19 protein-coding genes and 1 pseudogene are annotated in these 19,344 nt (G+C 71.4%); 8 read left to right on the plus strand and 12 right to left on the minus strand.

Going from position 1 to position 19,344, the window contains the following annotated elements; genetic code table 11:
* Positions 1-31: 31 nt before the first annotated feature.
* The 4 genes from AB0D53_RS03160 to AB0D53_RS03175 all read right to left on the minus strand — a co-directional run bounded on the left by AB0D53_RS03160 (position 32) and on the right by AB0D53_RS03175 (position 4,904).
* On the minus strand, positions 32-943 hold the full coding sequence (locus AB0D53_RS03160; protein WP_362439258.1) for an SDR family NAD(P)-dependent oxidoreductase: 912 nt from the start codon (positions 941-943) through the stop codon (positions 32-34).
* Entirely contained in the window at positions 940-2,574 is a 1,635-nt protein-coding gene (locus AB0D53_RS03165) for an NAD(P)/FAD-dependent oxidoreductase (RefSeq protein ID WP_362439261.1), read from the minus strand. The genes AB0D53_RS03160 and AB0D53_RS03165 overlap by 4 nt, the downstream gene beginning before the upstream one ends.
* A 28-nt stretch (positions 2,575-2,602) precedes the next feature.
* The gene (locus AB0D53_RS03170) at positions 2,603-3,556 is read right to left on the minus strand and encodes an alpha/beta hydrolase (RefSeq protein WP_362439264.1); all 954 of its coding nucleotides are present in this window, start codon (positions 3,554-3,556) and stop codon (positions 2,603-2,605) included.
* A 247-nt stretch (positions 3,557-3,803) separates the two neighbouring features.
* Complete coding sequence (locus tag AB0D53_RS03175) at positions 3,804-4,904, minus strand: helix-turn-helix domain-containing protein (protein WP_362439267.1); 1,101 nt, start codon at positions 4,902-4,904, stop codon at positions 3,804-3,806.
* 182 nt (positions 4,905-5,086) lie between these two features.
* Between AB0D53_RS03175 and AB0D53_RS03180 the strand changes: the two genes are divergently transcribed.
* Complete coding sequence (locus tag AB0D53_RS03180; protein ID WP_362439270.1) at positions 5,087-6,094, plus strand: GNAT family N-acetyltransferase; 1,008 nt, start codon at positions 5,087-5,089, stop codon at positions 6,092-6,094.
* 120 nt (positions 6,095-6,214) lie between these two features.
* Positions 6,215-6,736, plus strand: a complete 522-nt coding sequence (locus tag AB0D53_RS03185) for a GNAT family N-acetyltransferase (protein WP_362439273.1) — start codon at positions 6,215-6,217, stop codon at positions 6,734-6,736.
* Between the two features lie 29 nt (positions 6,737-6,765).
* Here the strand turns inward: AB0D53_RS03185 and AB0D53_RS03190 are convergent, their stop codons facing one another.
* Entirely contained in the window at positions 6,766-7,191 is a 426-nt protein-coding gene (locus tag AB0D53_RS03190) for an ankyrin repeat domain-containing protein (protein ID WP_362439276.1), read from the minus strand.
* A 388-nt stretch (positions 7,192-7,579) separates the two neighbouring features.
* Here AB0D53_RS03190 and AB0D53_RS03195 point away from each other — a divergent pair, with 388 nt between their 5' ends.
* Entirely contained in the window at positions 7,580-9,472 is a 1,893-nt protein-coding gene (locus tag AB0D53_RS03195) for an ABC transporter ATP-binding protein (protein ID WP_362439279.1), read from the plus strand.
* Positions 9,473-9,494: 22 nt separating this feature from the next.
* On the opposite strand, the gene AB0D53_RS03200 is transcribed toward AB0D53_RS03195, so the two are convergent.
* Both AB0D53_RS03200 and AB0D53_RS03205 read right to left on the minus strand, forming a co-directional pair.
* Complete coding sequence (locus tag AB0D53_RS03200; RefSeq protein WP_362439282.1) at positions 9,495-10,577, minus strand: DUF4419 domain-containing protein; 1,083 nt, start codon at positions 10,575-10,577, stop codon at positions 9,495-9,497.
* Positions 10,578-10,642: 65 nt separating this feature from the next.
* A complete protein-coding gene (locus AB0D53_RS03205) occupies positions 10,643-11,449 on the minus strand; it encodes an SDR family NAD(P)-dependent oxidoreductase (RefSeq protein ID WP_362439285.1) in 807 nt (268 codons plus the stop codon).
* A gap of 514 nt (positions 11,450-11,963) precedes the next feature.
* On the opposite strand from AB0D53_RS03205, the gene AB0D53_RS03210 reads away from it, so the two are divergent.
* Positions 11,964-12,542 (plus strand): hypothetical protein, encoded by a 579-nt coding sequence (locus AB0D53_RS03210; RefSeq protein WP_362439289.1) that lies wholly within the window; start codon positions 11,964-11,966, stop codon positions 12,540-12,542.
* A gap of 23 nt (positions 12,543-12,565) precedes the next feature.
* Here the strand turns inward: AB0D53_RS03210 and AB0D53_RS03215 are convergent, their stop codons facing one another.
* Positions 12,566-13,102, minus strand: a complete 537-nt coding sequence (locus tag AB0D53_RS03215; RefSeq protein ID WP_362439292.1) for a GNAT family N-acetyltransferase — start codon at positions 13,100-13,102, stop codon at positions 12,566-12,568.
* Positions 13,103-13,183: 81 nt separating this feature from the next.
* A complete protein-coding gene (locus AB0D53_RS03220) occupies positions 13,184-13,543 on the minus strand; it encodes a hypothetical protein (RefSeq protein WP_362439295.1) in 360 nt (119 codons plus the stop codon).
* A gap of 293 nt (positions 13,544-13,836) precedes the next feature.
* On the opposite strand from AB0D53_RS03220, the gene AB0D53_RS03225 reads away from it, so the two are divergent.
* Complete coding sequence (locus AB0D53_RS03225) at positions 13,837-14,760, plus strand: hypothetical protein (protein WP_362439298.1); 924 nt, start codon at positions 13,837-13,839, stop codon at positions 14,758-14,760.
* Between the two features lie 217 nt (positions 14,761-14,977).
* On the opposite strand, the gene AB0D53_RS03230 is transcribed toward AB0D53_RS03225, so the two are convergent.
* From AB0D53_RS03230 to AB0D53_RS03240, 3 genes and pseudogenes are all read right to left on the minus strand, one after another.
* Positions 14,978-15,598 (minus strand): dihydrofolate reductase family protein, encoded by a 621-nt coding sequence (locus AB0D53_RS03230; RefSeq protein ID WP_362439301.1) that lies wholly within the window; start codon positions 15,596-15,598, stop codon positions 14,978-14,980.
* A gap of 115 nt (positions 15,599-15,713) precedes the next feature.
* Positions 15,714-16,073, minus strand: a complete 360-nt coding sequence (locus AB0D53_RS03235) for a nuclear transport factor 2 family protein (protein ID WP_362439304.1) — start codon at positions 16,071-16,073, stop codon at positions 15,714-15,716.
* Positions 16,074-16,141: 68 nt separating this feature from the next.
* Positions 16,142-17,175, minus strand: a pseudogene (locus tag AB0D53_RS03240) (hypothetical protein).
* A 364-nt stretch (positions 17,176-17,539) separates the two neighbouring features.
* On the opposite strand from AB0D53_RS03240, the gene AB0D53_RS03245 reads away from it, so the two are divergent.
* The 3 genes from AB0D53_RS03245 to AB0D53_RS03255 all read left to right on the plus strand — a co-directional run bounded on the left by AB0D53_RS03245 (position 17,540) and on the right by AB0D53_RS03255 (position 19,313).
* Entirely contained in the window at positions 17,540-17,815 is a 276-nt protein-coding gene (locus AB0D53_RS03245; protein WP_362439307.1) for a hypothetical protein, read from the plus strand.
* Positions 17,816-17,834: 19 nt separating this feature from the next.
* Positions 17,835-18,026 (plus strand): hypothetical protein, encoded by a 192-nt coding sequence (locus tag AB0D53_RS03250; RefSeq protein WP_362439310.1) that lies wholly within the window; start codon positions 17,835-17,837, stop codon positions 18,024-18,026.
* Positions 18,027-18,182: 156 nt separating this feature from the next.
* Positions 18,183-19,313 (plus strand): hypothetical protein, encoded by a 1,131-nt coding sequence (locus AB0D53_RS03255; RefSeq protein WP_362439313.1) that lies wholly within the window; start codon positions 18,183-18,185, stop codon positions 19,311-19,313.
* The last annotated feature ends 31 nt before the right edge of the window (positions 19,314-19,344 follow it).

The following is a 19,344-nucleotide window of genomic DNA, read 5'->3' on the forward strand; positions in this document are numbered from 1 at the left end:
CCCCGCCGCCCGCTCCGGCCCCGCGGGCCGCTCAGGGTGTCTCGTGCGCCGAGGCCGGGTACACCATCCCCTCCACGGAGAGGAGTTCGGTGATCCGCTCGGTGAGGTCCTGCCCGAGCAGCGGCCCGCCGTCCGCCGAGCGGATGCCCGGGGTCTCACCCGTCAGCACCCGGCCCACGCGGCCGCGCCCCACGCTCAGCACCTCGCCCGTGACCGGCACATCGTCGGCGAGCAGTGCGGCCACCACCGGCGCGACCGCCTCGGGCGGCGCCTCCTCCCGCATCCGCTCCAGCACCTCGGGCTCCACGCCCTCGGTCGCCGCCGACATCCGCGACCACGCGACCGGAGCCACGGCGTTGACCCGGATGCCGTGCGCGGCCCCCTCGGCGGCCAGCGTCCGCGTCAGACCCACGATCCCCGCCTTGAGCAGGGAGTACGCGGCGTTCCCCGCCATCCCGTACAGACCGGCCGCCGAGGTGACCAGGACGACCCGGCCCCGGCCGCGCTCCGTGAAGCGGGGCCAGGCCGCGTGCACCAGCCGCCAGGCGCCGAAGGCGTGGACGGCCGTCATCCGCTCCAGCAGGCCCTCGTCGATCTCGGGGAAGGCCAGCCCCGGCCGGTAGATCCCGGCGTTCGCCGCGACCCCGTCGACCGAACCGAACTCGGCGCACGCCAGGTCGATCAGGGACCGGGTCCCCTCGGCACTGCTCGCGTCCGCGGTGCTGGCCACCGCCGTCCCGCCTCCCGCCCGGATCTCCTCGACCACCCGCGCCGCCGGGCCCGAGTCCCGGCTCCCGGAGCCGTCCGTCGCCGTTCCGAGGTCGTTCACCACGACCCGGGCACCGCGCCCGGCCAGATCGAGGGCGTAGGCCCGGCCGAGGCCCCGGCCCGCGCCGGTGACGACGACGGAGCGCCCGTCCAGCCTCAGGGTGTCCCGCGTCATGCCGACACCTCCGGGCCCAGCGCGAAGCCCCGGTAGCCCGAGCGCGCGACCTCCTCGCACCGTTCCCGGTAATGGCTGAGGCCGCCCGCGTACGGCATGAACACCCGCGCCTTTCCTTCCACGTTGGCACCCACGTACCAGGAGTCGGCGCGCGGGTAGAGGGTCGTGTCGGCGACCTCGTTGACATGGGCGACCCAGGAGTCCTGCGCCTCGGGCCTCGCCTCGATCCGGTCCACCCCGTCCTCGCGAAGCCGTCGCAGACAGTCCACGATCCAGTCGACGTGCTGCTCGACCGCCCGCACCATGTTGACCAGCACCGAGGGGCTGCCCGGCCCGGTGACCGTCAGCAGATTGGGGAAGCCGGCCACGGCGAGGCCGAGGTACGTGCGCGGTCCCGAGGACCACTGCTGCTTCAGGGACCGGCCGTCCGTCCCGCGGACATCGATCCGGGTGAGCGGCCCGGTCATGGCGTCGTAGCCGGTGGCCAGCACCAGCACCTCGGCCGGGTACGTACCGCCTTCGGTGCGGATGCCGTCCTCGGTGATCTCCACGAGCGGTTCGGCCCGCAGGTCGACCAGGTCGACGTTCTCCCGGTTGTACGTGGTGAAGTAGCCCGAGTCGACACAGATGCGCTTGGTGCCGATGGGGTAGTCCAGCGGGACGAGCTTCCGCGCCGTCGCAGGGTCGTCCACGGCGTCCCGGATCTTCTCGCGGACGAACTCCGCGAGGTGCTCGTTGGCCTTCCCGTCCGTCAGTACATCGGTGAAGACCGACATGATCTCGGTCCCGCCGATGGCCCACTTGCGCTCGAAGGCGGCCCGGCGCTCCTCCTCGCCCACGTCGAGGGCCGAACTGCCCGTGGAGGCGATGTAGAAGCCGGAGAAGCCGGTACGGGCATAACTGCGCAGTTCCTCCAGTTCCGTCTTGGCACGCCAGCTCTCCCGCCCCGAGAGCGGCCGGTTGCGGGCCGGGAGACTGTAGTTGGGGGTTCGTTGAAAGACCGTCAGATGACGTGCGTGTGCGGCGAGTTCCGGAATCGCCTGGATTCCGGAGGAGCCGGTGCCTATGACGGCGACACGCTTGTCCGCCAGGTCCACGCCCGCGTGCGGCCAGCGGCCGGTGTGGTGCACCTCGCCACGGAAGGCGTCGAGACCGGGCAGGTCGGGGACGCGGGATGCGGAAAGGCAGCCCACGGCGGTGACGAGGAACCGCGCGCGTGCGCGGCGGCCGTCCCCGGTCGTCAGCAGCCATGTCCTGCTCCCCTCCTCCCAGACGGCGGAGACCACCCGAGTCCCGAAGGAGATCATCGGCCGCAGGTCGAAGCGGTCCGCGACATGCCCGGCGTAACGCAGGATCTCGGGCTGGGTGGCGAAGCGCTCGGTCCAGTCCCACTCGGCGTGCAGCTCGGGGGAGAAGGAGTAGCAGTAGTCCAGGCTCTCGACGTCGCAGCGGGCTCCCGGATACCGGTTCCAGTACCACGTGCCGCCGACGTCGTCGCCCGTCTCGAAGGCATGGCAGCTGAATCCGTGCGCGCGCAGCTGGTACAGGGCGTAGAGGCCACCGAATCCGGCGCCGACGACGAGTGCGTCGTACTCCGGGTACTCCGGTACGGAGGTTGATTGACCGGTCATGTGCGGCTCCTTGCGGGGGAGTGGGTCTTCAGACGGAGAGGCCGCGGCGCAGCGCGTCCAGCGCGCTCTCGCTCATACGGCGGGTCACGGCCGTGTCGGGCACGAACCCCGCCGCGCCGTGGAAGGTGCCGGGGAAGAGGTGCAGTTCCGTGGGAACACCGGCCTGTACGAGACGCTGGGCGTAGTCCAGTCCCTCGTCGCGCAGCGGGTCGAGGTCGCTGACGGCGACATACGCGGGCGGCAGCCGGGACAGGTCCTCGGCGCGGGCGGGAGCGGCATAGGCGGGGACCGGCGCGGCCGGGTCGCGGTCCGCCCCGAGGTAGGCCCGCCAGCTGTGTACGGCGTTGGGGCGGTTCCACACCGGGGTGTCGGTGAACTCCCGCATCGAGGGGGTCTCCAGGCGGTCGTCCAGCTCCGGGATGTCGAGCAGCTGGAAGCACAGCGCCGGGCCGCCCCGGTCCCTGGCGAGCAGGGCGAGGGCGGCGGCGAGACCGCCCCCGGCGCTGATCCCGGCGATGGCGATCCGCGCCGGGTCCGCCCCGAGGCCGGCGGCGTTCGAGGCGAGCCACTCCAGGGCCGCGTAGCAGTCGTCGGTGGCGGCAGGATAGGGGTGCTCGGGGGCCAGCCGATAGCGCACACAGACGACGACGGCACCGAGCTCGGCCGCCCAGCGCGCCGCGAGCGCCCGGTCCCCGTCCCCCTCCTCCAGGACGAACCCGCCGCCGTGCACATAGAGCACGGCGGGCAGCGTGGTGCCGGCCCCCGCCGGGCGGAAGACCGCCACCGGCACCTCGGGAGCGCCCTCGGCCCCCGGAACGCGGTGCTCGCTCAGCTTGATGCCCCCGGGGACGGTGAAGGGCGGCGCGGCGGCGCCCATGGCCTCCACGGTGGCGCGCGCGGCGGCGGCGTCGCCGACATCGAGGGCGGGCAACAGGGGCAGCCACGGGGCGAGTTCGGGATCGACGGGCAGAGGAAGGGGCACGGGGGCCTCCGGCGGACGACACGGAGCGGCCCCGGACGGAGCGCAGGCCGCCCGGGATCGCCGCTGCTGACGTCCGTCAGTCTGTGTCCGCGGCCGCACGCGAGGCATGCGCCGGGTGGCTCGGGAACGGCCCCCGTCCGCGCCGCTTGGCGCCTTGCGCCCGGCGCACGGCCCGGACAGGGACGGTCCACCCGAGGTCGCCGGTCATGCCTGGTCGCCTCCCCGTCGCCTCCCGCGCCGGCGGGCCCTACGCAGGGTTGTCCCGCAGGCGGCGCAGGGCGAGGGCCAGCGCCAGTCTGAAGCGGCCCACGGTCTCGCCCAGCCCGTAGCCGAGCGCCGCCTCCGCCCGCGCGACCCGCACCGCCACCGAGTTGTGGTGCAGGTGCAGCTCCCGCGCCGCAGCGCGCAACGACCCCGCCTGCACCAAAACCTCCAGCGTGGTCAGCAGCTCCGTACCGCTGCCCGGCTCCGCCGCGAGCGCGTCCAGCACGTCCAGGTCGCCGATGCCGGCGATCGCCGGGCCGGACAGTTCCCTCGCGAGCAATTCGAAGGCGCCGAGCGAGGAGTGGTAGATCGCGGGCTCCTCCACCACCGGCGCCAGGCCCACGTCCGAGCGCGAGGTCCCCGCGAACCGGAGCGCCCGCAACGCGCCCTCCCAGGAGCGTGGCGCCTCGGTCGCGGTGATCTCGGGCCCGACCCCGATCCGGAAACCCGCCGGGGCGAGCAGCCGCTCCGGCAGCGGACCCGCCACGGCCACCGCGTGCACGGAGCCGAGCGCGGCCGTCCGGCGCCGGCCCGCCGAGGCGGGCGGGATCCGGTCCAGGACCGGCGCCATCCCCTGCGGGCCCCGCCCGCCGTCGACGGCCAGGAGCGTGAGCGTGCCCGAGGGCGCGAAACCCAGCAGCCGCAGTGCGCGCGCCCGTTCGGGCAGCGGAGCGGTGGAGCTGATGGAGGTCTCCAGCAGCGCCGGGTCGAGCGGTACCGCCTCGCCGCCGCGACGGCTCAGCACGGCGTCGCAGGCGAGTGCGAGCCGCTCCAGGAGCAGTTCGTCGAAGGGCTGCGGGGCACCCTCCCGCGCCAGCCAGGCCCGCTGCCCGCCGCGCAGTTCCCGGACGGCCGCGGCCGGGGGAGGCCCGCCCGGCCGCGTACTCCCGTCCGGCCGGGCCGTGACACCGTCGGTACCGGCCCCGGCCAGACCGACCGGACACTCGGCGACCCGGGCAGCCATGCCCAGTACCCCGTCGAGGCCGAGCCGTTGCTCGACGAGGGTGTCGAAGAAGCCGATGAGCCGCATGGCGCTCTCCGCCCCGGCATTGAGCCCGGCCAGCCGCAGCACGAGACCTCGCATATGCCTACCCCGATCTCCCCCGTCGCAGAGGTGCTGTGATCTTGCGACGAGTGTCGTCCACCGCGGCGGGCCGAGGAAGAGGCGCGGCCGGGCTCCGCGCATGGACCTCGGCCGGGCACGGAGCCGTTGTGTTGTCGGATGCCTCTGTGAACGGACCTGCTCCGTGGCAAAGTGCTGGGGTGATGACGGTGACGGTGGAGCCCTTCCTGCCGCGGCACGCGGCCGCAGCTGATCTCGCCGCCTGGTGTGGGGTGTTCAGCGACGGCTACAGGGAGTCGTCCGGAAGCTCGGTGCCGCGGTCCGCTCTGGCCGGGCGGCTCCTGGGCGAGGAGTCACCGGCGATGCGCTGGGCCGCTCGCGGCGGATCCGGCGATGCGGTCAGCGGGGTGGCGGAGCTGCGGTCGCAGCCGCACCGGCCGGGTACTGGCTTCCTCCGCCTGTTCGTTGCGCCGCAGGCCCGCCGCAACGGCATCGGCACCGCGCTGCTCCTCGAAGCCGTGCGGGCTGCCGACCGGGCCGGGGTGGACCGGTTGCAGAGCACGGTACTGGCCGGTGCAGCCGGAGATGCCTTCACCCGTACCGTTCCTGGCCTGCGCGTCGTGCTGAGCCTGGAACTGCAAGAACAGCGGCTCGACCAGGAGCGGGTGCTGGCACGCTGCCGGGACCTGGTGGCGAGCCGGCCTTCCGCCTACCGGCCGGTGCAGTGGACCGGACCGGCCCCAGAGCGGCTGGCTGCCTCTTTCGGTCAGGTGATGGGCCATGTGCTGGATGCCCCCGGCGCCGCGCTGCAGATGTCGCCCCGGAGGTGGGACGCCGCTGCGGTACGCGCGTGGGAGGCGACGACGACCGCGAGCGGTGAGCGGCTGATGGTGAGCGCTGCCGTGCACTCGGCCTCCGGCGAGGCCGTCGCTGCCACAGTGGCCACCGTTCCGGCGAGCGGTGGGCCCGTGGCCGACCAGCACGACACCGCCGTCCTCCCCGGACATCGACGACGGGGACTGGCCCGATGGATCAAGGCTGAACAAGCCGTCCGGCTCCACGAGCACTTCCCCGAAGTCCGCGCCGTCACCTCGACCGTGAACCAGGAGAACCTGCCCATGACAGCGGTCAACCGATCGCTGGGATACCGGCCGCTCTCCGGAAGACTGCTGGTGGAAGCGCCGGTATCGGCCGGACAGGCCGGCCCGTGACACCGGCGCAGGGCCCTTGTTCTCCGGGTTCTCCGGAAGGTCGGCGCGAGGCGTGGTAGCGGTCTTCGGAGCCCGAAACCAGATGTAGATCCTGATGGTCCGCACAGGTAATGTCGTCGTGTGCCTGAACTGACAGCGCCGACATTCCTTCTCCATTCCGCCTGGCTGGAGGCACACGAGGAATGGGGGCCCGGTGTGCACGAGGACGGGTTCGGACTGATGGCCTCCGACGAGGTCGACTCGCCGGCGGGCTTCGCGGCCTGGGTGGCACGGCTGGCTGCCCAGTCGAATCCAGCGGGGCCGCTGGAGGCCCCCCGGCTGAGCTGCACGTACCGATGGATCGTCGAGGACGACAGGGTGCTCGGGGGGATCGCCCTGAGGCATGGGCTCGACATCGTGTCGGAGATCGGCCACATCGGCTACGGCATCCGGCCCTCTGCGCGCCGACGCGGACTGGGCACCTGGGCGCTGGGCCGAATGCTCGACGAGGCTCGGGTGCTCGGGCTGGACCGGGTACTGCTGATCTGCGAGAAGGACAACACCGCCTCGGCAAAGACGATCGAGCGTCACGGCGGCGTCCTGGAAGGCGTCGGAAACACCGGGTCCGGGGCCGCGCGACGCTACTGGATCAGGATTCAGTAGCCTCACCGCCGAGCGGGAGATCGGGCGCCTCAGCTGTGGTCGTTGCGGGCGCCTGCCGCGAGAAGCACAGCGATCGTCTCGGGGTGGGGCCCGGTCCTCGCCCAGTGGAGCGGTGAATGGCCCGTGCCGTGATCTTCGCGGAGATCGGGATCGGCGCCGTGGGCGAGGAGGGCGCGCACCGTTTCGGCATGGCCCCAGCATGCGGCCGCGCACAGGGGAGTGCCTTCCGTGCCGTGTCCGCTTTCCGTGTCGGGCAGGGCCCCGGCTGCCAGTAGGCAGCGGACGTTGTCGGCGGCTCCATGGACCGATGCGGCGTACAGCGGTGTGGTGCCCTCGGCATCGCAGGCCTCCGGGCAGGCCCCGGCTCCCAGCAGGGCGTTGATCTCAGTGCGGTCGCCGAATGCGGCCGCCCTGACGAGACTCTTTGACAGTTTCTTTTGCCGTCGTCTGTTCACGATCGCCCAGACTAACCAGGACCGGGTGAAGGGCCCGGAACCGGCCTGTGCCGATGGCGCACTGCCCGTGAGAGCCGCACCGCGAGCCGTGCGGGACTTGATTCCGCACCGCGACAGTGACAGTGAAGTCACCCCCGCGACGGCACCCGGCCGGGACCGGGCGCGGCCGACCGTGCTGGTCGGCCGAGGCAAGGGTGGGGAAGTCAGCGGCGTTTCGGCCAAGATCGCTCCGAATGGTCTCCGTACGCGGCAACGGTCGGTGCATCCCGCATGCTCCGCTTCTCGCTCTGCCATGCGGATTCCACCACGTCTCAAATACATGTGTTCGAGAGGTCTGTCCGGTCGTTGTGCTCCATGACAAGCCGGAACGACCTTCCAGGGAGCCCAGTTGACCTCGACCGACACAGAGAAACAGCAGCTCACGGCGGTACCGTCACCACCGCCTCCGGCGGAGTTCAGCTACGGCGGGCAGTACGCGGTCAATCCGCTCGCCGAGGTCTCCTTCCGGAAGATGTGCGGGCAGATCCCGAAGGTCCTGCACCGGATCGCCCGTCTGTCCTGGCGGACCGACCGCCGCGCGGTGCGGCTGCTGATCGGGTGCCAGCTGCTGACCGGCCTGTCCGCAGCCGTCCTCCTGACGGCGACGGCGCGGGCGATGAAGCCCATCCTCGGGACCGGCGCAGTGTCCGAACGGCTGCGCGACGCCCTGCCGGCGCTCCTCCTCGTGGCAGGAGCGGCGGCTCTCGCGCGAGCGGCGGGCGCGACGGCCACGTACGCCGAGCGGCGGATCACCCCGAGGCTGACCACCGAGACGGACACCGCCCTGGTCGAGGCGGTCTGCCGGGTCGAGGCCTCGGCCTATTCGGAACACGGCTTCGCGGACCGCCAGGAGGCCGCGGAGATGGGCGTGCTGCGCACCCAGGTGATGGTCACCGATGCCCAAAGACTCATGTCCGCACTGATCCGCATGGCCACCGCCGGCGGCGTGCTGTCGGTACTGAACCCGGCGATGCTGCCGCTGCTCCTGCTCGCTGTCCTGCCCGCCGGGATCGGAGCCGTCCTCACCGCGCGCGTGGACTACGAGATCCACTACGCCAACGTCTCCGACCGCAACGTACGGGGCATGATGCGGTGGTGGTCCACCACACCGAAGTACGGTGACGAGGTCCGCGCCAACGGAATGACCGACTACCTGCTCTTCTGGTACAGGTCACTGTCCGAGCGGTGCGACCGGCGGACCCTGGCCGCCGCCCCGCGCACCCTGCGCATCGCACTGCTCTGCTCACTGGCCGGCGGCGCCTTCCTCGTCCTCACCTGGGCGGTCCTGGCCTGGCTCGCCGTGACCGGGAGGATCGGGCTCGCGATCGCCGCGACCGCGGTCCTGGCCGTACAGACCATGCTGGCCTCCCTGTCGCAGGTCGTCGTCAACGGCGCCGCGGTCTTCCACACCAGCCTCTACCTCGGTGACATGCAGGCCTTCCTCGACGCCGCGGCCGAACGGGCGCCCAAGCGCGGGAAACGCGCCGTCACCGGTCCGGTCGACGAGATCCGGCTCGACGAAGTCTTCTATCGGTACCCGGGAAAGAAGGAACCGGCCGTCGCGGGCGTCTCCCTGACACTGCGGCGCGGTCAGATCCTCGCGATCGTCGGGACGAACGGCTCCGGGAAATCGACCCTGACCCGGCTGCTCACCGGCATCAACCTGCCCGACAAGGGCAAGGTGACCTGGAACGGATCGGATCTCGCCCAGGTCGACCCGGCCACCGTCTGGCGGCATACGGGACTGGTCCCGCAGATCTTCGCCCAGTGGCCGCTGCGTGTGCGGGAGAACGTCACCCTCGGCCAGCCCCGTACCGTCGACGACGGACCAGTCTGGGAGGCCATCGACGCGGTCGGGATGCGCGAGGCGGTCGAGGAACTGCCGGACCGCCTGGACGCCCTCCTCGCCCGTGAGCTCTTCGGCGGGGCGGAGCTGTCCGGCGGACAGTGGCAGCGGCTGGCCTGTTCCCGCGCGCTGTACCGCCGGCCGTCGCTGCTGATCCTCGACGAGCCCACCTCACAGATGGACCCGCGCGGCGAGCACGGCATCTTCGAGGGGATCAAGGCCATTGCGGGCGACCGCATCACGGTCGTCGTCACCCACCGGCTGGAGAACACCAGGATCGCCGATCACATCGTGGTGATGGAGCACGGCCGCATCACCGAACAGGGCCGGTACGAGGACCTGGTCCACGCCGGAGGCACCTTCGCCGAACTCCTGCAGCTTTCGCAGGACCGCTGACCGGCCCGCACCGCACCGCGGATCACGCCGTGTGGTCCGAGACCAGTTCCACCACCGCATGACCGAGCCGTGGGCGGATCCACCCGCCGTCGCGGGTGATGCCGAGCACACCCCCCAGAAAGGCCATCGGGAAAGTGCCGGCCGGCGTCTCCCATCGGAACGGGACACGCGAGAGATGCGAGGGGAAGTCCTCCTCCACAGTGGCCCCGGGACCGAACGAACGCTTGGGAACAGGTCCCTCGTCGGTGTACCGGTGGGCGAAGAAGGCGGTGATCCAGCCGGTGACACGATCGCCGCCGGACGCCGACTCCCACTTGTACAGCGAACGCCAGAAGTCCGGGTCCGCTCCCCACCCCGAGGCCGTCGCGCAGATCGCGTCCAGCACGGGGTACAGGGCCTTGAACCACGGCCGCAGGCCTTCGAACCACCCCTCCAGCTCACGTACGCGGGCGGCCAGCAGGCGCCAGTCCCGGCTCGATCCCTCCAGCCTGATCCGGGGGATTCCGCAGAGCGAGACCCACTGGAAGCGGTAGTACGGACTGACCACGTCCATCAGCGCCACCAGAGCGGCCGTGGCGTCGGCGGGGGTGGTGGTGGAGAACGTGGGCTGGAACATGTCGGCCACGTCGTCGCCGATCCGCGCGCGCAGCGGCTGCTGGACGAGATGGATCGAGCGTTCCCAGTCCAGCGCCGCGAGGTCGTCGCGGACGTCGATGAGCTGCTGCTGCCCCGGCGTTTCGGTGAACAGCCCTTCGTATGTGCGGGAGTTGAGGCGGATGTGTACGGCTGTCTCGTGCACGACGGCGTACCAGAGCAGGTCGGGCGACAGGCTGAGGGGCAAGTGGGCCGTGAAGCACAGGTGGATGGCGCGCAACAGGAGGCTGGACGTGGGTTCGCCGGCCTCCTCGGAGACCGGCGGCCAGCCGATGAGCCGGTCGGTGCTGCGGTGGTGGAGGCGTACCGCACCGGGCAGCGCCGCACGCAGGAAGCGTTCGTTCCCCAGCTCGGTGAGCTCGGCGGCGAGCCGGGCGGCATGGGCATCGGAATCGGCACCGGGGCCGGCATCGGCGCTCTCGCCGAGCGGCAGATCCATCTCGACAGCCATCCCGATCCCCGGCAGCATCCCTCGGCAGCAACGACCGGCCACAACAGCAACGACCGGCTGCGATTCTATCGAGTCGCTCCGGGGAGCATGGCGCGTCGCCCGGGGGCCGCGGAGGACTGCATGCTCATGCCGCCGTCGACTACCAGGAGTTGGCCGGTGAGATAGCGGGACTCGTCGGAGGCGAGAAACACCATGGTGTGCCCGATGTCCTCGGGAGAGCCGAGGTACGGGAGGGCGTTGCCCTGCTTGAGCGCTTCGATGACGTCCTCGGGCAGATTGGTCTCCAGGGCGGGCGTCATCACCGCACCGGGCGCGACGGCGTTGCAGCGCACGTTCTGCGGCCCGTACTGGACGGCGATCGACTTGGTGATGCTGACCACCGCGGCCTTGACGGCGCCGTAGGAGGTCTGCAGGACGTCGCCGACGAGTGCGGCCACGGACGCCGTGTTGATGATGGAGCCGCCGCCCGCGCGGATCATGTGGGGCACCGCGTGCCGGGCGCCCAGGAGGGTGCTGCGCATATTGAGGGCGACGGCCCGGTCGAATTCGTCCATGTCCATGCGCAGCAGGTCCAGGTCCTTGCGCGGGTTCGTGCCGCCGACGTGGTTGCACAGGACGTGCAGGGCGCCGAACTCACCGACGGCCGCGGCGACCATGCCGGCGACCGACTCCTCGTCGGTGACGTCCACGGTGACCGGCAGCGCCCGGCCGCCCGCGGCCTCGATCAGCCCGGCGGTTTCCTCGGCGCCTTCGGTGTGGTGATCGGCGACCACGACCCGGGCGCCTTCCCGGCTCATCAGTTCGGCGGCGGACCTTCCGATTCCGCTGCCTGCGCCGGTGATGACCGCGACCTTGTCCTTGAGGCGTTCCATGGTCATGTCCTTTCGTCGTGCCTGGTGGTTCAGTGCGCTGCGGGGGCGTGCCGGATCCGCCCCGGCGTCCTGCCCCGTGGCGGAGCGCGGGACGGCCGGGGCGAGGGAGCCCGAGGACCGTGGCGCACGCTGCGGTGACGGGGGTCTGCGGATTCCGCCCTCGGCCCGCAGGGCGTCGTCGTCGGATCCATGCCCTTTTCCCGACGTGGTTGTCGAGATTGCGCACAGCATGCAATGTGGTCCATGCATGCAATATTCACCATACATACTATATGCACGATACACAAAGCCTTCTGCGGCCTCCCGGCCCCGGGCCGGCGCGGGGCGCGCCTGCCCGGCCGGCGTCAACTCCGGAGGGGCTATTCACCGGTTCGGATATTCGCCCGCCGGGCCTCACCGCCGTCCGGCAGGGTTGTGGCGATTGGTCGGGCCGCGAACGGAGCGGCGCCTCGGGTCTGTCGTCCGGGCCGGCCTTCGAGACTCACCGGAGTCGCGGTGGGGGGAGGAGTTCGCCATGTGGGAGTTCGAGGAGTTCGGCGCCGACCACGAGGGCCGGCCCGGTTTCCTCCTGGCCGACGGCACCGAGCCCGGCCCGGTGTACTTCGACGCCGGGAGCGGCCCGACGGTCCACCGGAGGACCGACTGGTGGATCTACGACGGCACCCTCAGGGCGCCGCTCGCCACCGAGATGCGTGGCGTGTGCTCCTGCGGCTGGCGCGGCACGCCCCGGTACCCGCTGAACTGGGAGGCCGTCGACCGGCGGCGCCCGTATCTGTTCGACACCAGCGGTCCGGAGGGCGACTGGGACGTCCATATGGCCGATGTCGAGGACCGCGCCGCTGCGGTACCCGAAGACCTCAGCGCCCTGCTCGACCGGCTCGAAACACGTCTCACCGTCCTGGCCGCGGACGAACCACTGGCCGCGCTCCGGGCCGCCGCGACCCTGGAGCGCCTGACCCAGCGCATGGCGGCGGATGCCGTGTGCCATGTCGACGGTGTGGACGGGCCCCAGTGGGACGCCATCGCCCAGGCGCTCGGCGTCAGTAGGCAGACCGCCCGCTCCCGCCTGACCCGCTACGCACTCCGTCGCTGACCGGCGGGCCGGAGCACGATTGCTCAGCTCTCGCGACCGGTCCGCAAGGTCTTCTCGAGGAGCGTGAACGACTTGGGTACGCCGCCCGGCTGCGGCTTGCCCGCCTTGCGGCCGACGGGCCGGTAGCCGTCCTTCACGTAGTAGGCGTTCAGCCGCGCGTTCCCGGCCAGGCAGTCCAGCCGGACGAACGTCCGCCCCACCGCGGCCACACGGCGTTCCGCAGCCCGGAGCAGCCGCCGGCCCGTCCCCGGCCGGGCGGTGTCGCGGTCCACCATCAGCCGGTGCACATATCCGGCCACCGGTGGCTGCGGGCCCCAGGCGTCATCGTCCGCCCACCACAGCTCCCAGGCCCCGGCCACGCGGCCGTGGGCCTCGGCCATCCAGACCTCGCCACTCGCCATGATCCGGCGGAAGTGGTCCTCGTCCAGCTCGCCGGGCTGCCACTGGCCCGTGACGCCCTGGGCGAGCATCCAGCGGGCGGCGCCGTCGCGCAGGCGGACGAGAGCGGAAAGGTCGGTCTCGTCGGCGAGGCGGAAGCACAGATCGTTCTGGTCGTTCACGCCGCGATCCTCGCACGGCCCATGCGCTGTCACGGACTTGCCGAAACCGTGCAGGAACCCCCGCACTCGGGCCGGTGCCGCTCAGCGGGAGCGGAATTCGTGGACCAGCTGGATCCCGCCGACGATATGGGCGTTGAAATCGTCGAGTTCCTCGGCGGGAACCCACAGTTCGAGAATCGTTCGCCCACCGGCCTGCTGGACGGGATAGCGGCGCAGGAACTCCGTCTCGACCTCGAAACGCGTGACGAAGCCGGCCCCGTCGTGCTTCACGTTCCAGTCCCTCGCGATCCGGATCGCATAGTCCTCGTCGAGGACCGGGTAGAAGATGGGCTGCTCGGGAAGACGGGGCGGCCACGCACGCCAGTTCAGTTCCCGGACCAGATCCAGCTCCTTGGGACCGGTCGGGCGCCACAGGGTCGTCGTCGTTCGCCGGGTGGTCATCGGAATCGCTCTCTGAAGGGCGGGGCCGCCGAAGCGGCTGGTCGGAGGACCGGACGATACCGGCACCGTAGGCCTGCGGGCCACGACGTTTCCGTCCCCGGGAAGGGAGGTGCGGACCGACGGGACGGACTCGTCGGGTGCACGCCGAGTCCGCCTTCGCGCTCCGGCGAATGGCGTAAGCGCCGCTGGGCCACGCACTCCATGATCAATAACCTGACGCCCGGCGCGTGACCTCGCGCCTGTCGGACAGAGAAGGCGAGCGACTCCCAGTGGAACTCCCGATGGTGCAGCGCATGGCTTGGATCACTGCGGCGGCCGCGCTGCTGACAGCGCTCGGCGGCGCTCCGGCCGGTGCGGACGGTGCGGACGGTGCGGCCGACGCATGGCAGAAGGTCGGTGACGACGCCCGCAGCGGGGTCAGCGGCCTCGCGTACGAGGGCCGGACCGCGGACGGAGCCGGGGTGCACGCCCTGGTCGTGCACGACAACAAGCAGTCCGGGCAGCGGCGACTGTCGCGGATCACCCACCGTGAGGGCTCCGACGGCGTCTCCCCGGTCACCTGGGACGGGCCGGAACCCGTCGACCTGGAGGCCATCGAGGCCATTCCCGGGATGCCGGGGGAGTATCTGGCACTCGGCAGTCGCGGCATCGTCTACCGCCTGAAGGCCGGTGGTGCCACGGCGACGGTCGTCGACTACTCGCCGCTGCCGGGCATCGGTGAGGGCGACGACTTCGAGAGCTTCGCACTCGTCGCCCGGAACGGGAAACTCGCCGCCCTGTGGGCGGACCGGGGAGCCGGCGCGGACCGTCCCGCCACGCTCTACACGGCACAGCTGTCGTTCGCGCCGTGGGGGCAGCCACAGTTCGCCGCCGTGACGCGTCGGGCCTACCTGGCGCCGTACCCGACCGGCGAGGGCACACGGCACATCTCCGACATCTCGGTGACCGACTCGGGCCGGATCCTTGTGAGTTCGGCCTCGGACGCCGGTGACGACGGCCCGTTCGACTCCGCGGTCAGTGAAGCGGGCCGTGTGACCGTGTCGGCCGCCGGCCGGGTACGGGTCACGCTCGCGGCGCAGCCGACCGTGCTCGGCACCTTCCCGCAGTACAAGATCGAAGCCGTTGAGTGCCTGCCCGGCTCGGCCGATGCCCTCCTGGGGACCGACGACGAGAACCGCGGCGGTTACGTACGGACCATGCCGTTCTGCAGAACCTGACACCGCGGCCACGTGCTGCGGGCCCGGGCGGCGGACCGCTGTCCTTCGCGTGACGCGCGATCGAGGTCACCGCCCGGGGCGGGTCCCGCGCAGTGGGCCTGGGGCGGTCCCAACAGACCGAAGACCTGCCCGGCGGTGCGGGGCACGGCGGTCGCGATCCGCCGGTTCGCACCGCCCGCCGAGGTCTCGGAGGCCAACGCCGCAGCGAGGGACTCCGTCACGTCGTACTGGGCCGAGACGTCTCCGGGGCCTTGCGCGCGTACGTGAGAAAGGCCGCCCCGCACTTCAGGACGGTGTGGTCGGTGAGGTCCCAGCCGCGCGGATCGAACGCCGCCTTGTCGGAGAAGAGCGGTATACCGGTGCCGATGGTCATCGGGCTCAGCTTGATGACCAGTGCGTCGATCTCGGAGTAGAGCGCACCGGCGAGCTCCGCACCGCCGATCAGCCAGATGTCCTTGCCGTCCTGCTGCTTCAACTCCCGTACGGTCGCCACCGGATCGTCGGCAACCAGTTCAACGGCCGGGTCGGGACTCGTGCCCAGCGTGCGGGAGAAGACCAGGTGCCGCAGGTGCGGGTAGGCATCGGTCACTCCGGCCCGGAGGCCGATCTCGTAGGAGCGCCGTCCTTCGAGGACGGTGTCGAAGTGCGTACCGTCGGCAGTGATGGACAGCGCGGCACGAGCCGGGCCGGGCAGGGTCTCCGGGTACTCGGTGATGAGGTGCCGGACGTACTCCTCGGGGACCGGCCAGAAGCCGTCCGGGCCGGTGGGGTCGGATCCGTCCGGTCCGGCGATGAACCCGTCGAGGGTGGATGCGATGTAGTACACGAGCTTGCGCATGGATGACCTTTCATTGATCGAACGACAGTGGTGGCAACCGGCAACCGGCAACCGGCAACCGGCAACCGGCAATCGGCAACCGGCAACCGGCGGGTGGTCGGCCGGGCGAGTGGGGTTACTCTCCCCGGCGGGGGAGGCCGGAGACCCCCCACAGCTCCGTGATCCGTCCGCCGTCCACGCGGAAGATCTCCATCATGGTCGGGCCCGCGTCCGGTGCGGCGCCGCCCGGAACTCCGTGCATCACCGAGCGAACGGCGACCTTGTCGCCGTCCACGAGCATGTCCTCGACGGTGATACGGACCTCGGGGTACGCCGCGAAGAGCCCGGACCAGGCACGGGAGACGGGAGCGACGCCCGTCGTCCCCAGCGGATGGCTCACGAAGTCCTCCGCGAGGATCGCTCCGAGAGCCGTGAGGTCACGTGCGTTGAAGGCCGCGTACATGCGCCGGCCAACAGCTCGGGCGTCATCTGTCACAACGGTTTCCCCTGTTCTCGGGACTCGGATTCTCCGGAACCCGACCGGGTCCGGACCGATGCGGCGGGTTACTGGATGCTCCAGCGGTGCGGGTGTCCGGGATCGGTGGGGCATGCGAAGACGTTGAGTTCGCCGGCACGGCCCACGACGACCTTGGTGGGCGTGGCGGACAGGAACGCGGGCAGCCCTTCTTCCTCCAGCGGCTGCCAGCTCCGCTGCCGCCGTCCCACTCGGAGCTGTCGATGGTCAGCAGCAGCCGCATGGGCGTCGAACAGGCCCGGCAGTCCATGGGGAACGGGTCGGTCGTGTGCCACGACGCGAATCCGCCGACGCGCCAGCCGGGCGGGATCGACAGGTCGTACTGGTAGCCGATCGGGGTGTCAGCGCCCTCGTCGCCCTCCCGCCGCTCGGCAGCCTCCTCAAGGGCTTCCTCCCAGGCGCCGATCCGCGCGCACAGCTTCTCGGGCAGGAGACCGGCGAACGGGTACGTGACCACCCGCTCCGGTCGCAGCACACAGGGCTCGGGCACATAGCCCACGAAGCCGACGACCCGTGGCTGAGGCGGCGACTCCAGCACCTCGCCGACCTCCGCCGACCTACGCCAGCGCAGGTGGAGCGACAGGCCGTGCCCGCTCGGGCCGTGCGCGTCGAACGGACACCAGAACACCTGGAGGAGGTCACAGCCGGCCGGGCCGGCCGGAAGATCCGGGACATCCCGCCGGTAGAGCTGCGCAAGTCCGATCAACGGCAGCGGATCGGTCTCGCGGACGTCCGGGATCCGGTGCTTGCGCCCCAGCCCGTCCAGGAGACGCAGATCCTCCTCCGCGGGGCCCGGGAGCGGGTCGCGGGCCCATGCGCGGGCCAGCAGTTCTCGCTCCCGGTGCACGTCCGCGGGACGGCGGCCCCGCCCGCGACCGTGGGCCTCGGTGCACACCGGCCACGGCTCGTCCGCCGGCCACAGCATCGGCCCACCCACGGAACTGTCCGACACCTCCGGATCCCCCGGCCTCGGGTGCAGCCGGGTGGTGGTGCCCCGGTACGCGGCGAGCTCCGGGAAGAGCTCTTCGACGTCCAGTGGCCGCGCCGGTGTGGTCCTCGTCATGGGCTCGACCTTAAACACCCGACGGATTTGCCGATGTGGCACCCCATGCGGCTTTGCCGCTCCCGCTGTTCATCGGCAGCGCGGCCGCTGCCCCTGAGGAAGCCCTGTAGGGCTGGCCCACGCCAGAAGGGCAGGTGGTCTGAGATTCTGAGTAACCGTCAATCGAGCGGATCAGCACCTGACTTCACCAAGCTTCCGCACCCGTCTCCTCGTCGGAGCGGCTGTCCACGGCAGTGGTGCGGCCATGGCCGTGCCTGCCTCGGCCTCGACAGCCGGAACCCCCGCCCGACCGGCTCTGACCGCGCCGGCCGGCGACACCCGCATCCGGCCTGAGAAGGCCGGCGCCGTCGTCTCCAGTCGCCAGGTGGCCGACCTGACGGCACAACAAGTGATCCTGAAGCTTCGGAAAAAGACCGACGCCTCTTGGGTCCGTTGCGGGGTGACGGTGTACCAGGCCGTCAACCGCCCCACGAACAGGACGCGCGAGCCCACCACGGCCGGCCAGCTCCTCGTGCTGCCCAGGACCACCGCCCGCCGCCTGCCGACCGTCTCCTGGCTGCACGGAACCATCGCCTACCGCAAGGCCATCGCCTCGGAGAACCCTGACGCCGCCGACCGCCGCGCCGCGTATCACCTGTGACTGGAAACCGAACGTACCCGTGAGCCTCTTCCACGCCCATGGCGACAAGGATGTCGACGACTGCCACTCCGCACCCTGCGCACAACAACTGACCCGACACGACGCCCGATACCGGCTCACGGACGTGGGCGACCACGACCTCGGCGACTCGGTGGGGCGGGCCCTTGCGCGCATCGTCCGCTTCTTCGACGAGGTGGCCGACGCCGGCTGACGCGCATTGCCCTGCCCGGGGTCGCAGGTCCCAGTCCTCGGGAGGGAGGGGGCTGGGACCGGGAGTCGGAGGCAGACCGGTCCGCACCGCGCTTCGCGCCCCCGTCCTGCACCGGACGCCTTGATCCTTCCGGTTCCCCACCTGTTCAATCGGCGGATGACCGAGACCGATCCCGACCCGTGGGCCTGTGCCGCGCTGCCCGAGGACTTCCAGCCCTCCGAGCGCCTCACCGACGCGTGGCTGCGCGGTCTGGGAGCCAACCGGGCCGCCCCGGCGGAGGTACTGATCAGCCTCTTCGACGCGAGGAAGAAGCCCCTCGTGCACTTCCTCTACCGCGATGACCTTCCCGACGGTGTCCGGGACGCGGCGGTCGTCCACCACTCCAGGATCGTCCGCGGCACGGCGGCGGAATCTGGGAGGCTCTCGCCCGAGCAGTGGAGCAGCCTCCTCGCCGCCACCACGGACCTGACGTTCCGTGAGGCTCTGCAGGAGGTGGCGGCGGAGCAGGCGGCGTCGCAGGGCGAGCGCCCGGGGGCCGGTGTACGCAGGGGGGTCTACCCGGCCCCGGACTCCGGGGCCCGGCCGCCTTCGGGCCCCGCCGAGATCGAGGCGATGGCGGCCACCGTTCCCGACATCACGCCCGAGGACCGCACCTACGCGCTGTGGTGGATCGCCGCACTGCACGACGATGCCGACGCGATGCGCCGGCTCGCAGTGTCGCCGAACCTCCGGATCCGCCGCAGTGTGGCCCGCGCCCCGCACCTTCCGCCGGACGTCGTCGACCTGCTCGCCCACGACGAGGACCGCATCGTCCGCCTCTTCCTCACCGAGTCCTGCGAAGACGCCCCGGCGGAGCTGCTCCTGGAGGTGTGGAGCTGGTGGTCAGGCAGCTTCTCGTTCCCCGGGCGTCCCCGCAATCACCCCAACTTTCCCCGTCACGACCTGTTGCGCTTCGCCGAGGACCCGCAGCCCCGGATCCGCCTTCTGGCGCTCGACGACCCCGCATCGGGCCCGGCCCTCGTCGAACGGTTCAGCCGCGACCCCGACGCCGAAGTGCGTGGCAGTGCCGCCGGTGACCCGCGTTTGTCGCCCGAGTCCGCTGCCAGGCTGGCCGGTGACGCCGAATACCGTGTCCACAGCAAGGCATGGCTGAACCCTGCCCTGCCGCCGGACGTCCTGATCGCGGTGCTCCTCGATGAGCACAGCGCGGAGGACGCCGCCCGGAACCCGTCGATTCCGGTGGCCATCATGCACCGCATGATCTCCCTGGCCGCAGCGCGATCCTGACGGCCCGGCAGCCCACACCGCCTCCAGAAGG

This window comes from Streptomyces sp. NPDC048295, from assembly GCF_040652135.1.
Lineage (GTDB): Bacteria > Actinomycetota > Actinomycetes > Streptomycetales > Streptomycetaceae > Streptomyces.

Bases quoted from the DNA above. Each gene is read 5' to 3' on its own strand.
- AB0D53_RS03230 (WP_362439301.1), bottom strand. From the start codon at position 15,598: ATGCGCAAGCTCGTGTACTACATCGCATCCACCCTCGACGGGTTCATC.
- AB0D53_RS03205 (WP_362439285.1), bottom strand. From the start codon at position 11,449: ATGGAACGCCTCAAGGACAAGGTCGCGGTCATCACCGGCGCAGGCAGC.
- AB0D53_RS03220 (WP_362439295.1), bottom strand. From the start codon at position 13,543: ATGACCACCCGGCGAACGACGACGACCCTGTGGCGCCCGACCGGTCCC.
- AB0D53_RS03200 (WP_362439282.1), bottom strand. From the start codon at position 10,577: ATGGCTGTCGAGATGGATCTGCCGCTCGGCGAGAGCGCCGATGCCGGC.
- AB0D53_RS03180 (WP_362439270.1), top strand. From the start codon at position 5,087: ATGACGGTGACGGTGGAGCCCTTCCTGCCGCGGCACGCGGCCGCAGCT.
- AB0D53_RS03165 (WP_362439261.1), bottom strand. From the start codon at position 2,574: ATGACCGGTCAATCAACCTCCGTACCGGAGTACCCGGAGTACGACGCA.
- AB0D53_RS03225 (WP_362439298.1), top strand. From the start codon at position 13,837: ATGGCTTGGATCACTGCGGCGGCCGCGCTGCTGACAGCGCTCGGCGGC.
- AB0D53_RS03175 (WP_362439267.1), bottom strand. From the start codon at position 4,904: ATGCGAGGTCTCGTGCTGCGGCTGGCCGGGCTCAATGCCGGGGCGGAG.
- AB0D53_RS03160 (WP_362439258.1), bottom strand. From the start codon at position 943: ATGACGCGGGACACCCTGAGGCTGGACGGGCGCTCCGTCGTCGTCACC.
- AB0D53_RS03255 (WP_362439313.1), top strand. From the start codon at position 18,183: ATGACCGAGACCGATCCCGACCCGTGGGCCTGTGCCGCGCTGCCCGAG.
- AB0D53_RS03210 (WP_362439289.1), top strand. From the start codon at position 11,964: ATGTGGGAGTTCGAGGAGTTCGGCGCCGACCACGAGGGCCGGCCCGGT.